General features: G+C 35.2%; 9 protein-coding genes. 8 read left to right on the top strand and 1 reads right to left on the bottom strand.

The features are described from left to right. Window positions 1-150 precede the first annotated feature (150 nt). From ACW5R3_RS01165 to ACW5R3_RS01145, 5 genes are all read left to right on the top strand, one after another. Window positions 151-7,941, top strand: coding sequence for a choice-of-anchor J domain-containing protein (locus ACW5R3_RS01165; RefSeq protein WP_456577793.1), 7,791 nt, complete (start codon window positions 151-153; stop codon window positions 7,939-7,941). A 30-nt stretch (window positions 7,942-7,971) separates the two neighbouring features. After that, window positions 7,972-8,907, top strand: coding sequence for a PorP/SprF family type IX secretion system membrane protein (locus ACW5R3_RS01160; protein WP_456577792.1), 936 nt, complete (start codon window positions 7,972-7,974; stop codon window positions 8,905-8,907). Window positions 8,908-8,924: 17 nt separating this feature from the next. Then, on the top strand, window positions 8,925-10,796 hold the full coding sequence (locus ACW5R3_RS01155) for an OmpA family protein (protein WP_456577791.1): 1,872 nt from the start codon (window positions 8,925-8,927) through the stop codon (window positions 10,794-10,796). 105 nt (window positions 10,797-10,901) lie between these two features. After that, on the top strand, window positions 10,902-14,783 hold the full coding sequence (locus ACW5R3_RS01150) for a T9SS type B sorting domain-containing protein (protein ID WP_456577790.1): 3,882 nt from the start codon (window positions 10,902-10,904) through the stop codon (window positions 14,781-14,783). 240 nt (window positions 14,784-15,023) lie between these two features. Beyond that, a complete protein-coding gene (locus ACW5R3_RS01145; RefSeq protein ID WP_456577789.1) occupies window positions 15,024-15,215 on the top strand; it encodes a PID-CTERM protein-sorting domain-containing protein in 192 nt (63 codons plus the stop codon). 4 nt (window positions 15,216-15,219) lie between these two features. On the opposite strand, the gene ACW5R3_RS01140 is transcribed toward ACW5R3_RS01145, so the two are convergent. After that, window positions 15,220-15,810, bottom strand: coding sequence for a riboflavin synthase (locus tag ACW5R3_RS01140; RefSeq protein WP_456577788.1), 591 nt, complete (start codon window positions 15,808-15,810; stop codon window positions 15,220-15,222). A 61-nt stretch (window positions 15,811-15,871) separates the two neighbouring features. On the opposite strand from ACW5R3_RS01140, the gene pdxA reads away from it, so the two are divergent. The 3 genes from pdxA to rpmF all read left to right on the top strand — a co-directional run bounded on the left by pdxA (window position 15,872) and on the right by rpmF (window position 17,743). Next, window positions 15,872-16,918, top strand: a complete 1,047-nt coding sequence (gene pdxA / locus ACW5R3_RS01135; RefSeq protein ID WP_456577787.1) for a 4-hydroxythreonine-4-phosphate dehydrogenase PdxA — start codon at window positions 15,872-15,874, stop codon at window positions 16,916-16,918. A gap of 73 nt (window positions 16,919-16,991) precedes the next feature. Then, entirely contained in the window at window positions 16,992-17,531 is a 540-nt protein-coding gene (locus tag ACW5R3_RS01130) for a YceD family protein (RefSeq protein ID WP_456577786.1), read from the top strand. A gap of 8 nt (window positions 17,532-17,539) precedes the next feature. Continuing rightward, window positions 17,540-17,743, top strand: coding sequence for a 50S ribosomal protein L32 (rpmF, locus tag ACW5R3_RS01125; protein ID WP_456577785.1), 204 nt, complete (start codon window positions 17,540-17,542; stop codon window positions 17,741-17,743). The last annotated feature ends 97 nt before the right edge of the window (window positions 17,744-17,840 follow it).

Genomic DNA, 17,840 nt, shown 5'->3' with positions numbered 1-17,840 from the left:
AGTCGTAAAAAGTTTTATTCGACTGAAAATCAGTGGTAAAAAACCTTTTTAGTCTTTCAAATTTCGGTAAATAACAAAGACAAAGTCTATTTTTAAACAAGGCTTATACTTATATTGTACATTCAATTAATTAACCGAAATTATTTTAGCATGAGAAATAAGTTACAAATTCCTGTAACATCAAGCCCAGTAAAATCAGCTATTGGGTCAAATGTTTTTTTACTAGTTGCAACGGCATTATTCTTTGTTTTTTCGAATTCTGCATTTGCTCAAATTTCTGAAGACTTTGAAACGGGAATTCCGGCTACTTGGACACTTTTTGGAAATGGTGTTGGAACTGAAATGTGGACTACAAATGCAGATGGTTATCAAAACACAAATGGTGTTTCTGTAAATCCTGCAAATGATAATATTGGCGATCAGAATACAGCAAATTATTATTTAGTAACACCTCAATTAGTAGTTCCTGAAAATGGTGAAATACATTTTTATACCAAACAAGGTAGCGAAGTTGATAATGGAACAACTTACGAAGTACGAATTTCAACAGGAGCCCAACCAGATATTACAGGTTTTAATATTGTGTTAGCTTCGTATACAGAGTCTGATTTAAATATTGGCTCTCAAACAACTTACGAAAAGAAAATTATTGAAATTCCTGAATCTATTCCAGCTGGATTGGTAGATATTTATGTGGCATTTGTTGCAGTTAATACTCAAGATGGTGCGGCACCAACTGGTGATGAGTGGTTTATAGATTCTTTTGCACTTTTAGAAGGTTGCGATGAAATATTGGAAGAAGACATAACTGTAGAAAATATTACTGTAGATAGTGCTTTGGTTAGTTGGACGCATCCAGAAGCTACAGAATTTGAAATACAAGTTTTACCTACAGGTGGGGTTTTAGCAAATAGCGGAATACCGGTATCGGGTACTAGTTTTTCATTAACAAATTTAGATGCTTATACAGAATTTGATGTGTATGTAAGAGCAATCTGTCCGAATGATACTAATAGCGGATGGACAGGACCAATAACATTTCAAACTTTAAAATATGGTTTATCATGTGAGACGCCAATTGAAGTTCCAGATATTTCAACAACTCCATATGTGTTAAGTGATAATTTAGCAAATTATGTAAACCCTGATGTAACATATACAACTCAAGGGGGTAACTGTATTGCAGGGACATCAACAACTAATTATTTAAGAGGTGATAAGGTATTTTTAAGTTATACGGCGCCTTCAGATGGTTTAGTAACATTAACACATACAACTTTTGGTGGTGGTGATTCTACTAATAACTGTTATAACTCAAGAAGTTCATTATTTGTTTATGATAGTTGTGAAAATGTTGGTGTGTCATGTATGGCCGGATTAACTATTGATACAGGTTATCAACCAACTTCTATTGATAATTTGTTAGTCCAAGCAGGACAAACATATATAATTGTAGTTTCTTCGGAATATAATTCTGGAGCAGGAATTTGCTTTGAATTAGAAATTTCTAGCCCAATTTGTGCACCTCCTGCGGATATTGTTTATAATAATCTTACAGAAAATAGTGTTGAATTTTCTTGGGATAATGTTGGTGGTTTTGCCGATTCATGGGAATATGCTATTGTAATAGCAGGAACAGGTGAACCTTCAGGAGCAGGTGTGCAAACAACAACTAATTTAGGTAATGTAATTAATACAGGTTTAACAGCTGGAACTACTTATGATATATATGTGCGTGCAGTTTGTAGTGGGACACCAGGAATATGGAGTCAGCCTACAACGTTTACAATGCAGTGTACTGTATTTAATACGCCTTACCAAACAAGTTTTGATAACGCCACTACAGTAAATCCAGAGCCATGTTGGACAACAATTGATGGTAATGGTGATGGTGTTACTTGGTCATTTATAGGTGGTTATGCTACAGTTCGTACACAAGACGCTCGTTATGAAAACAATGATTTTTATGTGTCTCCACAAATTAATTTTGATGGCACACCAAAAAGATTACGTTATAAAACAAGAACAACTCAAGGAATTTCTACGTATACAGTAAGGCTATCTACTACCGGTGTTGGTGTTGATAATTTTACTACGGTAGTAGTACCAGAAACACAAGTAACTAATACAAATTTTCAAGAAGTAATGTTAGATCTTCCAGATGTTACTGGAAATGTTAATATTGCTTGGATTGTTGAGCCTAATTCTACAGAATCTGCTTTAAGGTTTTCTATTGATGATGTTGTTATTGAAGACAAGCCTACTTGTCCAGATCCAATAGACCCATTTGTGGCTAACGTAACAACCGATTCAGCGTTTTTATTGTGGTCACCTGGAGAGAATGAATCTCAATGGGAAGTGGCTATTCAAGATTTAAATAGTGGAATACCAACAGGTAGCGGAATGTTAGTTTCTTCTAATTTTCCTTACCAAGCTACTGGATTAGAGTCAGGTAATCGATATGAATATTATGTACGTGCCTATTGTGATGCTACAGATCAGAGTGAATGGGTGGGGCCTGTACCGTTTACAACATTGTGTACTTCTTATGAGGCACCTTTCTTTGAGAGTTTTAATGATGATGATGCAGATACGCAAAAGTTTTGTTGGGATACTTCTAGAGGAAATTGGGTTGTTTCTGAAACAATAGCAGAAATTTCTGCTGGTGGATCATATAATGATTATCTTGTTTCACCAGCCATTAATATTGATGGTGTAAAAGAGTTGAAGTTTAAGTATAGAGCCGAATTAGTTTTTACTCTAGGAAACTTAATAACTCCACGTTTTGGTTTAGAAGTTTTAATGTCTACAACTAATACAAACCCAGGAAGTTTCTCTGTAATATCTCCATTAGAAGTATTTACAAATTCTGGATATATAGAAAAATCAATTATAATTGAAGCAAATGGACCTGTTTATATTGCTTTTAGAGTGCCGCCAGAATTTTCTGGACATGCCTCTATATTAAATATAGATGATGTAAGTATTGATGATGCTCCAGAATGCCCAAACCCTTCAGCTTTAACAGTTAATACTGTTTTACCAAACGGGGCCGATTTATCATGGACAGCAGGATATCAAGAAACGTCATGGAACATAGTTGTACAAGCTGAAGGTACGGGTATGCCAACAGGTACGGCAGGCGAGTCCGTTACAACTAATAATTATACTGCTACCGGTTTAACTCCAAATACAAATTACGAATTCTATGTAATGTCTAACTGTGCTAATGGCGATAGTGAATGGGTGGGTCCATTTACCTTTAATACTACGTGTAGTGCGTTTACTGCGCCTTTTGTCGAAACATTTAATACAGATTCTTCATCAGAATCTTGTTGGTTAGTTCTAGATGAAAATGGTGATTTAGATACATGGGAATTAGATAGTGGTATATTTCCTTATGAAGGGGATCAAGCAGCGGCTATGTTTACCGGTCATAATGGTAATAATGAGGATTGGTTAATCTCTCCAACTATAACAGTTACCGAAAATCAACGTCTGCGTTATTATTACCGTGTATTTGATAGTTTCTTTACAGAAGATTTACAAGTATTACTTTCTACAAATGGAACAGGTTTAGATCAATTTACAACTGTTTTATATGACTCTGAAGACGATCCTGTTTTAATTAACAATACAGAATATCGAGTAAAAATTATTAATTTACCAGCAGGTATTTCAGGTGATATCAACATCGCTTTCCGTATCCCTTATATTTTAAGTACAACTGTGTATAGAGGGCAAACATTAGTAATTGATAATGTTAATATTGAAGATGTTCCTGCTTGTCCAGAAGTAACAAATGTAATTTTAGAAAACATTACCGATACACAGGTTCAAGTATCTTGGGAAAATAATGGTACAGATTCACCATGGGAAATATCAGTACAACCAGAAGGTACACCTGCTCCAGTAGGAGCTACAGACCCGAGTTATTTATATAATGCAACAACAAATCCGTTTACGGTTACTGGCTTAACAGCTTCTACAAGATACGACGTATATGTGCGTGCTGTATGTGATACAGGAGAAACAGAATGGACAGGACCTAATGAGTTATTAACTAGTTGTAGTTTCGATAATTTATGTCAGTATACATTTACGCTATATAGTAACTTTAGTGCTTCAACAACTTTAGATATTACTCAAAATAACCAAGTTTCACAATCTCTTCCTTTTACAGGTGATGATGAAGGAGAAACTTTTGATGTGTTTTTATGTTCTGGTGTTGAGTTTTCACTTTATTTTGACACAGTGGGAACTTATGCGCCACAATATTCAGAATACTATTTTGAAATTAATAATGCCGATGGTCTTGTTTATACAAGTGACGTTGGATTAACGCCAAGAACAACAGTATATTCTGGATATGCTAGTTGTGGTGTGCAATCTTGTCCAGTTCCTACAGATTTAACAGCAAGTAATACGTCAGTATTAACGTGGACACCGGGAGGTAGCGAATCTGAATGGGAAGTAGCTATTCAACCATTAGGTAATGGTACAATTCCTCAATCGGGAACAATAGTTTCTACAAACTCGTATACGCCAACAGCAGCAGATTTTACAGATTCTAATGCCGTAACTTATGAGTATTTTGTAAGAGCTATTTGTGGAACAGATAACGAAAGTTACTGGGTTGGACCGTATGTTTTTGTTAGAAATGACGATGTTTCAACAGCCTTAACCTTACCAATAAATGCTAACGAAATTTGTAATGAGTCAGCTACAGTTGTTTCATTTAAAAACGCTACTGCTTCACCTGAAGCCATGAGTTGCGATGGTATTAATGGTTCTGATGTTTGGTTTAATTTTACAGCGGAATCTCTAATTCACATTTTTGAAATAAACACCTTCTCTGGAGATCTTAGAGGAGAATCTAATAATGAACCAGAATACCCTCTAATAGTTATGACTCTTTATAAAGATGATGGGTCAGGTACACTTCAAGAGATTTCTTGTAGTTACGAAAATCTCTTGGTAGCTATGTATTCTTCTGAATTGGTTGTTGGTGATAATTATAAATTACGCCTAACTTTAGATAGCTTAGAACCAAATATTCGCACGTTTAACTTATGTGTTAAAACACCTGAAGATTTATGTGACTTTAATATGGCTGTAAATGGAGGTTTTGAAACACCTGTTTTAGGAATATTAAGTGGTGTTAGAACCATGGTGTCGATTAGAACCGTACCAGGATGGCGTGATAATGTTGAGCTTTCAGATAATATATTCTTATGGGAGTCTTTAAATGCTCCAGGTTTTACTCCTTATGAAGGTGGTCAAGTGCCTCAATTAGGATCAGAACAAGTTCCTGTTAGTGCTACAGATACAGATATTAGAGGTTTCTATAGAGATTTTGATACATCTGGAGCTACATTATTGGATGTCAGTTTTGCACATTACGCGCGTTGGGCTGGTAACGCTATTCAGTTACTTGCAGGTCCACCAGAAGGTCCTTTCGTGCCAATTATTGATCATGTAGGTGATCAGTCTTGGCGTCTATTATCTACTGAATATGAAGTGCCTGAAGGTCAAGACCAAACACGTTTTTACTTTAGAGCTTATGGTGATAATGTAATAGGAAACTTATTAGACGCCGTTACGGTAGTTGCTAATAATGAAATAATAACGGAACCTTTTGAAGTTGACTGTAATAATGCAATAGCAACGGTAGAAGCTAATGGAAGTGGTACTTGGATTGCTGATGAAACAAACCCAAGTCCGGTTGTTTTTGCAGATGCTAATAGTAATACAACAACTATTACAGGTTTTGTGCAACCAGGAACTTATACGTTTACATGGAAATCTAATTACTGTGAAAACACTTTAGAGCTTACCTATAATGGTGTAGGCGATATGCCAACGGTTGAAACGCCTGTTAATTACTGTTTAAATGCAACAGCTGAACCTCTTACGGCTACAGCTACAGGAACATATACGTTATTATGGTATACTGATGCTACAGGTGGTACAGGAAGTACTACAGCGCCAACACCAGATACATCTACAGCGGCAACTACATCATATTATGTAGTAAACGTTGATGAAAATGGATGTGAAGGTCCACGTGCTGAAATTGTAGTGGAAGTAAATGATGCCATTACACCGGAACTTAACTTTAGTTACGATACAGTTTGTCAAGTTGCAACCGAAAATCCTATGCCTATTCTAGCAGATGGTTTTGCTACAGGTGGTGTGTTTTCGTCAACAACTTTAACGGTTAATGCTGCAACAGGTGAAATTGATATGGCTTCGGCTACTGCTGGTTCTCATGATGTACTTTATACGTTTGATGGCGATGCAGATTCTTGTTTAATAGCTGGAACTTATACAGCAACAATGACCTTTACAGCGGCAACTGTTCCTGTAATAGGGTTTGATTACGGCACAAGTACTTATTGTTTATTGTCTGGTAATACAGCAACTCCAACTTTAAATGCTGGCTTTACATCAGGAGGAACTTTTAGTTCAGAAACTGTTACCGTAGATGCCGCAACGGGTGTTGTAGATTTAACTACAGCTTCTGTAGGTGTGCATACCATAGTTTATGCTGTTGAAGCAGATGCCGATACATGTTTAGAAGGAGGAACCACATCGGCAACAATAGAAGTTGTTGAAACTTTAATTCCTGAAACATCATTTACATATAGTCAAGATGAATTTTGTTCAGATAGTGCTAATCAATTACCGGTTTTAGGAACCAACTTTACAACAGGTGGTGCATTTAGTGCTGAAGCTGGCTTAGTAATAGATTCAGTAACTGGAGAAATCAATATAGCAGCAAGTACTGCAGGAACTTATACCGTTACCTATGCTATTTTACAAGATTTAGCAACTTGTGTTGAAGCAAGTTCATCAACTTATAGTATTACTATTTCTGAAATAGTAACGCCAGTTACAATGTTTGATTATGGTACAACAGCGTACTGTTTATTAAATGGCGAATTGGTTACGCCTAACTTAGCTTCTGGCTTTACATCAGGTGGAATATTTAGCTCACCTACATTAACAGTAGATGCTACAACAGGAGAAGTTGATTTAACGTCAGGTACAGCAGGAACACACAATGTTACTTATATATATGATGCAAATCCTGATGCGTGTACAGTAGCAGGATCTTATACAGCAACTATTGAAATTGTTACGGTTACCAATACGGTTTCAGAATTTAGTTATGCATACGATTTATACTGTGCTGATAGTCCTAATGTTTATCCAGATTTAGCAGCAGGCTTTACTACAGGAGGAACCTTCACTGCAGAAGCAGGTTTGTCAATTAACGCAGCAACAGGTGAAATAAATGTAGCCGCTAGTAGTGTTGGTAATTATACAGTTTCTTATGAGATTTTAGATAATCTAGCTAGCTGTATTGAAGGAAGTATAAGCATATTCGACCTTACTATTCTGGATTCTATTAGTGTAGTTGTTGATGGTGCGTGTGATGGTGTAGACTATGTGTTTACTGCAAGCCCTGAGAATGATTCGTACAATCCTAATGAAGTTACTTATACATGGACAGATACAAATGGAAATTTTGTTGGAGATGACTCAAATACATTTAATGTAACAACGTATACGGAGCAAAACAACAACGTTACTTTACCAGCACAGTTTTTGGTAACAGTATCATTGGGTGCATGTTCTTCAACACAAACGTTTACGGCTGAACGTTCTTCTTGTAGAGAGATTCCAAGAGGTATTTCTCCAGATGGAAATGGTAAGAATGATACGTTTGACCTTACCGGTTATGGTGTTAATAAAATAGAAATCTTTAATAGAAATGGCCGTAAGGTATTCGACTTTAAAGGTGTGTATACAAACCAATGGTACGGACAAACTAATTCTGGAAACGATTTACCTGATGGAACTTACTTCTATAGCATTAAAAAAAATGACGGAACAGAAGACACAGGATGGGTATTTATTAACAGAGTTCAATAATCATAAATGAAAAAGCAATATCATATACAGATGAAAAAAATATATTTTACACTAGCATTTGCACTTATGATTTTTGTCGGTGCACATGCACAGCAAGATCCGCAATACACACAATATATGTATAATATGAGTGTTATTAATCCGGCTTATGCAGGATCTAAAGAAAACTTAGCTATTGGTCTTTTATACCGTTCGCAATGGGTTAGTATCGATGATGCACCTAAAACGGCAACATTTGCCATGCACAGTCCGGTAGGGAAAAACGTAGGACTAGGTTTGTCTGTTATTTCTGATAAAATTGGACCTGTAGAAGAGAATAATGTATTTGCAGATTTCTCTTATACTTTAAATTTAGGAGGAGAGCATAAATTAGCATTTGGTTTAAAAGCTGGAGCTACTTTCCAAAAAATAGGCTTGTTTTCTGATATTGGAAATGGGTTTGTTATTGATTCTAATGATGAAGCATTTAGTGAAAATACGAGTAATACTCATTTAAATGTTGGTGCAGGTTTATTTTATTATACAGATAAATACTATGTGTCTTTTTCGGTACCAAATATGTTGAAAAGCACTTATTTAGATGTGACGAATAACGGCGAAGAATATAAATATGGAACTGATGTAATGCATTACTTCCTATCGGCTGGTTATGTCTTTAATTTATTTGAAAATGCTAAATTTAAGCCTTCGTTTTTATTGAAATCTGCTTTCGACGCACCTACATCTTTAGATCTGTCGGCTAACGTCTTGTTTTTCGATAAATTTGAACTGGGTGCAACTTACCGTTTGGATGACTCTGTTGGCGCTATGGCTAATTTTGCTATCTCGCCAAGCATTCGCATAGGTTACGCTTATGATTATGTAACATCGGAATTAAATGTAACCACTTCAGGATCGCATGAAATTATGTTATTATTCGATTTAAATTTCCCGAAAAAAGTATCTATCTCACCTAGATTTTTCTAATATAAAACGTATTAAAAATGAAAAAAATATACAGTCTTTTAAGCTTGGTAATATTTGTTACAGCAAGTTTCGGACAATCCAAACAATCTGAAAAAGCAGATCAATTATTTGATTCTTATCAATATGTTGATGCTATAGATGCTTACCTAAAACTTGTAGATAAGAAACAAGCAGATAGTCATGTCTATAAGCAATTAGCTGATAGTTATTACAATGTTTTTAATATAGAAGAAGCATCTAAATGGTATGCTCTAGCTGTGGAAAGTCAGCAAGACGCTGAAACATACTACCGTTATGCTCAGGTATTAAAATCTCAAGGTAATTACGAAGAGGCAAACACGCAGATGACCGTTTTTGCACAAATGCAACCAAACGATCAACGCGCTATTGCTCATATGGAAAACCCTAATTATGTACCGCAATTAGCTGATAAATCTAAATTATTTGAAGTTGAAGAAACAACGATCAATGACGCTGAACAAAGTGATTTTGGTGCGGTGCTTTCAAATGATAATATACTTTACTTTGTAAGTTCCAGAAACACGGGTAAAAAAGAAGATACTTGGACCAATACACCGTATTTAGATGTGTATAAGTCAGTGCGAAATGAAGATGGTAGTTTAACAGATCCTGAAGCTGTTAAGAGTTTAAATACACCATATCATGACGGCCCTATTACTTTAAGTGCGGATGGAAAAACAATGATTTTTTCTCGTGACGGACATAGTGAAGGGAGCTCCAAAAAAATAAAAAGTAAGAAAATTAAATTAGCACAACAAGGGTTGTATAAAGCAACTTTGGTTGATGGAAAATGGGACAATATAGAAGCGTTACCATTCAATAGTAAAGACTACTCTATTAGTCATCCAAGTTTAAGTTCGGATGGAAAAACATTGTATTTTGCTAGTAATATGCCTGGAGGTTTAGGTGATACAGATATTTGGAAAGTTTCTGTTAACGGTAATTCGTATGGTAGTCCTGAAAATTTAGGAGAAAAAGTAAACACTTCTGGAAAAGAAGGTTTTCCATTTATTAGTAAAAAAAACATATTGTATTTTGCATCTAGTGGCAGACAAGGCTTTGGTGGTTATGATGTTTTTAAAGTAGATTTAAACACAAACGAGCCTGCTATTAACCTGGGAAACGGGATTAATACTAAAAGAGACGATTTTGCTTTTAGTATTAATAATACTCTAGAAATCGGCTACTTTTCATCAAATAGAACAGGTGTAGATAATATTTTTATGGCAACTCCTATCTGCCAATTCGAAACAATTGCTCATGTAATAGATGCTCAAACAAATGCAGTGTTATCAGGTGTTACAGTTTCAATTCTTGATAATAAAAATAACACTATTGCAACACAGTCTACGGACAGTCAGGGTGCTACAAGTTTTAATGTATCTTGTGATTCAGAGTATGTTGTTAATGTTTCAAAAGAAGGATATGAAACACTTTCAGTACCTGTTTCAAGCCCTGTTAATAATAAGGCTGATGTTAATGTGTTATTAAAACCTGTTAACGAGCTAATTACTGAAACTGAAGTTAAATTAAATAATATTTACTTTGAGTTCGATAAGAGTAATATTACACAACAAGGCGCTTTAGAGTTAGATAAGTTAGTGCAAATTATGAATGACTATCCAGAAATGAATATTCTAGTTAGATCACATTCAGATTCAAAAGGTAATGCTGATTATAACTTAAAATTATCTGAAAAACGTGCGCAGGCAACTATGCAATATGTTATTTCTAAAGGAATAAGTAAAGACCGATTATCTGCTAAAGGTATGGGTAGTTCAGAACCTAAAGTTGATTGTAAATCAAATTGTACTGAAGCTGAAAATGCTCAAAACAGACGCTCTGAATTCTTAATAATTAAGGAATAATTTTTTTGTGTTTTTATAGGTACTCAAAGGTATTCTGCATTGAATTTAAAAAATAGACTTATAGTCAATCAGTATTTTACAGGTTGACTATAAGCATTTATATATATGAAACGAATTTCTATGAATAAGTATTTAATATTAGGATTTTTTTTCACACTGTTTCTACAGGTGCAAGCTCAAGAACCTAACGACTGTGTAAATGCAATAACCGTTTGTGGTAATGGAACGTTCTCGTCAAATGCGACAGGAATAGGAGCGACTCAAGAAGTTAGTGGTTGTGGTGGTTTTGAGCATAATTCTATTTGGTTAGAAATTAATGTTGTTCAAGGTGGTACGCTTGGATTTGATTTAATTCCTAATGATCCAGATATTTTAGTCGATTATGATTTTTGGGTTTATGGACCCAATCGTGTTTGTGGAAATTTAGGAAGCCCTATACGTTGTTCAACAACAAACCCGAACCTAGCAGGTTTAGCAAATAATCATACGGGGATGAATGGAAATACAACTTTAACTCAAACAGGACCAGGTGCCAACGGTAATGGATATGTATATTGGTTAAATGTTAGCCCTGGAGAGACTTATTATATTGCTATTGATAGACCTAATGGTGAAGGTGGTTTTGATTTAAATTGGACCGGTACGGCCTCTGATGGTACTGGCGCATTTCCATCTCCTCCAACTGTAAACGATATTCCAGATGTGAAGCAATGTAGTAGCAACCCAAATATCTCTTTATTCGATTTAAATGCTTTAAATTCTAGTATAAATCCAGATCCAGGTAACAATATTTCTTATTATTTAAGTTTAGCTGATGCAACAGATGAGGTTAATGAGTTGCCTACGTTTTATGCTAATACAGAAAACCCACAACAGGTTTTTGCAAAAGTAAAATCAGGTACGACAGATTGTTATAGTATAATAGATTTTAACTTGGTCGTAACAGCTATTCCTACAGCCACTGTGGTAGCTGATGCTTCGCCAATATGTGAAGGCGATACAGCTAGTTTTACAATAACAGGAACTCCTGACGCTATAGTACATTATAATATAGATTCAGGTGCTTCGCAAAATGTAACATTAGATGCTTCAGGTCAAGCAACCATTACAGAAATTGCGGTTGCCGATATGACAATAACATTAGAAAATGTCCAAAATTTAGACACTTCTGGTGTTAATGTTATCTGTTCAAACCTTGTTACAGATTCAGCTTCTATTATTGTAACTCCTACGGTAACACCTGTATTTACTCAAGTTGCTCCTGTATGTTCAGGGGAAGCAATAGCAAGTTTACCAACTTCATCGGATAATGGTGTTACGGGAACGTGGTCTCCAGCAATTGATAATACCGCTACAACAACCTATACGTTTACGCCCGACGCGGGACAGTGTGCAACTGTAGAAACTATGACTATTGTTGTGAATATTGGTATAATACCAACATTTACACAAGTGGCTCCAATTTGTGAAGGAGAAGTGCTATCACCTCTACCGGTTACATCGGATAATGGCGTTACTGGGGCGTGGTCTCCAGCTTTAAATAACACAACAACAACAACTTATACATTTACACCCGATGCGGGACAGTGTGCAGCTGTAGAAACCATGACCATTACTGTAAATCCTACGGTAACACCTGTGTTTACTCAAGTTGCTCCTGTATGTTCGGGAGAAGCAATTGCAAGTTTACCAACTTCATCGGATAATGGTGTTACGGGAACGTGGTCTCCAGCAATTAATAATACCGCTACAACAACCTATACATTTACACCCGACGCGGGACAGTGTGCTACAGTAGAAACCATGACTATTGTTGTTAATCCAACAGTTAATCCAACATTTACACAAGTGGCTCCAATTTGTGAAGGAGAGGCATTAGCACCTTTACCAACTACTTCAGATAATGGTGTTACAGGAGCCTGGTCTCCAACTATAGATAACACAACAACGACTACTTATACATTTACACCCGATGCTGGGCAATGTGCTACAGTAGAAACGATGACTATTGTTGTAAGTACGGGTATTGTTCCTGTATTTGCACAAGTTGCTGCTATTTGCGAAGGAGAAGTTCTTGCGCCTTTACCAACTTTATCGGATAACGGTATAACAGGTGTGTGGTCTCCAATAGTAGACAATACAACAACGACCACTTATACATTTACACCAGACGCAGGGCAGTGTGCTGTTGTTGAAACCATGACTATAGTTGTTAACCCTATTGTAAATCCTACTTTTACTCAGGTAGCCCCAATTTGTGAAGGGGAGGCGCTTGCCGTATTGCCTGTAACTTCAGATAACGGAGTAACAGGTGTGTGGTCTCCAGCTATAGATAACACAACAGCGACCACCTATACATTTACACCCGATGCGGGACAATGTGCTACCGTAGAAACCATGACTATTGTTGTAAATCCAACAATTAATCCGGTATTTACACAAGTAGCTCCAATTTGTGAAGGTGAAGCATTAGCCGCATTACCAGTAACCTCAGATAACGGAGTAACAGGTGTGTGGTCTCCGGCAATAGATAATATAACAACGACTACGTATACATTTACACCCGATACGGGACAATGTGCTACCGTAGAAACTATGACTATCGTTGTTAATTCATTACCAATTATTGCAAACGATACGGTTTTAGAATGTAGTGTTTCAGGAACTGGGTTTTATACATTCGATTTAGATTCAGAAATTCCAAATATACTTGGAGCTACTCAAAATCCAGCAGACTTTAGTGTGTCTTTTTATGAGGATGCTGCAGAAACTATAGCTATTTCTTCCGGGTCATATTCCAATGCAACAGCATATAATGATACTATTTATATTAATGTTACAAATAATAATAGTCTGTGTTCTGTTTCAGTGCCCTTCTATCTTGTGGTTCAAGATGCTGCTACAGCTACGGCGCCAAACCCTATAGAGGTTTGTGATACAGACGGTGTTAATGATGGTATTTTTGAATTTGATCTTACGACATTAACGGCAACAGTTCTTAATGGGCAAAACCCTGCCATTTATCAAGTTAGCTACCATACAAGCAGCCAAGGTGCTGAAAACGATACAGATCTTATTCAAAATCCAAGTGAATTTACAAATACGTCATCACCATATAATATGACAGTTTATATACGTGTTATAAATATGAATATTCCGGATACGTGTTATGCAACAACATCGGTTTCGTATACTGTGAGTCCAATTTTAAAGCCTGTAATTAGCTCTTTAGACGGGTTAAATACCTTGTGTGTTGATTTTGATACCGATGCCTTACAAAATCAATTAACACTAGTGAGTGATATTCAGGGTGTTAATTATGATTATACATGGTATTTAGATGGTACAGTTATTCCTGGGGCTACTCAAGGAAGCTATGTGATTGATACTGTTCAACCTGGTTTATATACGGTGTCCGTTACCAATACACAATCGGCAGCAAATTGTGATTCTGATTTAAGTGAGCCATTTGAAGTTGTTAAATCTGGACAAGCTGTTTTTGTTAGTGTTTCGCAAACAGGTGCTTTTGATCCCAACCCGAGTATTACAGTTGAGGTTGAAGGTTATGGATACTATTGGTATCAACTAGATAATGGACCAATATTGGATAATGGTGGTGTTTTCACCAATGTTAGTGAAGGCTTACATACAGTTTATGTGTATGATAGAAAAACTGAAAACCCATCTTGTGGTTATATAACTATTGAGGATATCCGAATTATAGACTACCCTAAAGTTGTAACTCCAAATAATGATGGTTTTAATGATACTTGGAATATTACTGCTTTTGGTAATCAGGCTTTAGCTCAGATTGATATTTTTGATCGATATGGGAAAATTTTAACGAGCATTAAGCCATCTGGTAGAGGATGGGATGGAACATATAAAGGATATATGTTGCCATCAAGCGATTATTGGTTTGTATTAACTTATCAAGAGGCAGGTGAAACCAAGCAATTTAAATCACATTTTTCTCTAAAAAGATAACTACTTTAATTGCAATTAGTGATTTCTATGTTACGTTCTTGTTAAAAGAATAATGTGCAACATAACAGTTATTTAATTATGCTTGTCGATTAAGTTTATTTTTTATTAAAAAAAAAACATATATTTGATTTCAAAATATATAAATACTAACAAGTATAAAATAACAATTTTTGTGTTTTGTACTTATTAGAGTGGCTAAACAACTCGTAATTGGCCACTTTTTTATACTTTTATTATTAGATGAAATTAAATAATACTAAAATAATTGTAGCGCTTGTGTTCTTTGCAGTCAGTTTTGTAAGTTTTTCACAAAGCGTGCCTCAGCCCCCAGCTCCACCACCACCGCCTGGATTACCCATTGATGGAGGTGTTGTTTCTGGTTTAATTGCAGGTTTATTTTATGGTGTTTATCGTTTACTTAAAGTAAAATAGTAGCTTAGTTATTCAGGCTATATAGCTTGGAAACGTATTTCCCAATAACATCAAATTCTAAATTTACAAGCGACCCTATTTCAAATTTGTTGAAATTAGTGTGTTCGTAAGTGTAAGGAATAATAGCAACGCTAAAACTATTTTGAGTTGAGTTTATAACTGTAAGGCTTACTCCATTCACGGTTATCGAACCTTTTTCAATAGTAATATTATTTAAATCCTTGTCGTATTCAAAGGTGAAAATCCAACTTCCCGAAGCTTCTTTTATTGCAGTACATTCAGCAATTTGATCTACATGTCCTTGTACCATATGACCATCAAGACGAGCTCCTAGTTTCATGGCGCGTTCTAAATTTATGGCATCACCAACTTGAAAACTGGCTATATTTGTTTTTTGAATCGTTTCATCAATAGCTGTTACTGTGTAATTTTCGCCATCAATTTTTACTACAGTTAAACAAATACCATTGTGTGCAACACTTTGGTCTATTTTTAATTCAGAAGTTATATTAGAACTTACAGTAATGTGTAAATTTTGGGCGTCTTTTTCTATTTGTTGGATATAGCCAATATCTTCTATGATGCCGGTGAACATAAGTACAGATTATTTAGTTAAATTTGCAAAACAAAATTACAAACAAAAAGTTAGTTAATTAATGAGGAAAGCAGAAAATGTTGTCGTTGGAATCTCTATAGGTGATTTAAATGGTATAGGCAGTGAGATAGTTTTGAAAACATTGGAAGATGTTAGAATGCTAGAGTTTTTTACGCCTGTAATTTTTGCATCTGTAAAAACCATTTCATTTGTTAAAAATCATTTTAGCTTAGATATTAATTTCAATGGTATTAACGATTTAACACAAATATTACCTGGTAAGATTAATGTTTTTAATGTTTGGAACGATCGTGTTGCTATAAATTTCGGAAAAGAAGACCCTGTAATTGGGGAGTTTGCCATAAAATCACTTTTCGCAGCAACACAAGCTTTAAAAGAAAACTCAATTGATGTGCTTGTTACTGCACCAATCAATAAACATAATATTCAGTCGGAAAATTTTAATTTCCCAGGTCATACAGATTATCTAGCACAAGAGTTAGATGGCGAAAGTTTAATGTTTATGGTTTCAGATAGCTTACGTGTAGGGTTGTTAACAGACCATGTACCGGTAAAAGACATTGCAAGTCATATTACTCCCGAACTAATAGAGCGTAAAGTACAAACCGTTTGTAAGAGTTTAAGAGAAGATTTTAATATAAGAAAACCCAAGATTGCCGTTTTAGGAATTAATCCGCATACTGGAGATAATGGCGTAATAGGTCAAGAGGACGATTTAGTTATGCGTCCTACTTTAAAAAAGCTTGTTGAAAAAGGTGTTTTAGTATATGGGCCGTATGCTGCCGATAGTTTCTTTGGTTCTGCCAATTATAAAAATTTCGATGCCATTATAGCTGCTTATCACGATCAAGGTTTAATACCATTTAAAACTTTATCATTTGGAAACGGTGTAAACTACACCGCTGGCTTATCAAAAATTAGAACATCACCCGATCATGGTACTGCTTTTGAAATAGCAGGAAAAGGAGAGGCTAATATAAACTCTTTTAAAGAGGCTGTTTTTTTAGCTATAAAATTACATAAGAATAGAGAGAAGAATTTGGAATTAGCTAAAAACCCATTAGTTACCCCTCAAAAAAAGATATGAACAAAAAAATGTTTATAAGTGTTATAAGCTAAATATTATTTTATATATTTGCAGGCTCAAAATAGATGTGATAATGAGGGAATTGAAAACGTTTACAATACCATTTGTAGGGTTAAAAATAGGGAAGCATCAATTTGAGTACAAAATAGATAAGACGTTCTTTGAATTTTTTGAATATCAAGATTTTAATGACGCTAGTATAGATGTGGACTTGGAGTTAAACAAGAAAACAACTTTATTAGAATTTCATTTTGAAATATCAGGTTACGTAAATGTGAATTGCGATGTAACAAATGAGCCTTACCAACAAGAAATTAGTAATAGTTTTGATTTGGTAGTGAAATTTGGAGAAGCATATAACGACGAAGAAATTGATCTTCTCGTTATACCACATGGTGAATATGAGGTGAATGTACAACAATATATATATGAAACAATTGTATTGTCTGTGCCAACCAAGTTAATTCACCCAGGTATAGAAGATGGTACATTAGATTCTGAAATTCTTGAAAAATTAGAAGAATTAAGCCCTAAAGCAACAACAGAAAAAAAAGATAGCGAGGAAATTGATCCCCGTTGGAATACATTAAAGAAACTATTAACGGATAAATAACAATAACAATGGCACATCCTAAGAGAAAAATCTCGAAAACAAGAAGAGATAAAAGAAGAACCCATTATAAAGCAACAGCTCCACAAATAGCAACTTGCCCAACAACAGGCGAAGCGCATTTATACCATAGAGCTCATTGGTTTGAAGGAAAATTATACTACAGAGGTCAAGTATTAATTGACAACTCAGTATCTGAGGAAAACGCAGCATAACTATTATGCATGCATACAAGAAAACGCTCGTAACCGAGCGTTTTTTTTATGATAAATTTTTATAGAAGCCAAAAACGACTTAATTTGCACTAAATTA

Source organism: Algorimicrobium bowmanii (assembly GCF_054031195.1).
Note: the sequence above shows the minus strand (reverse complement) of the source record. Positions and strands in the feature narration are given on the sequence as shown.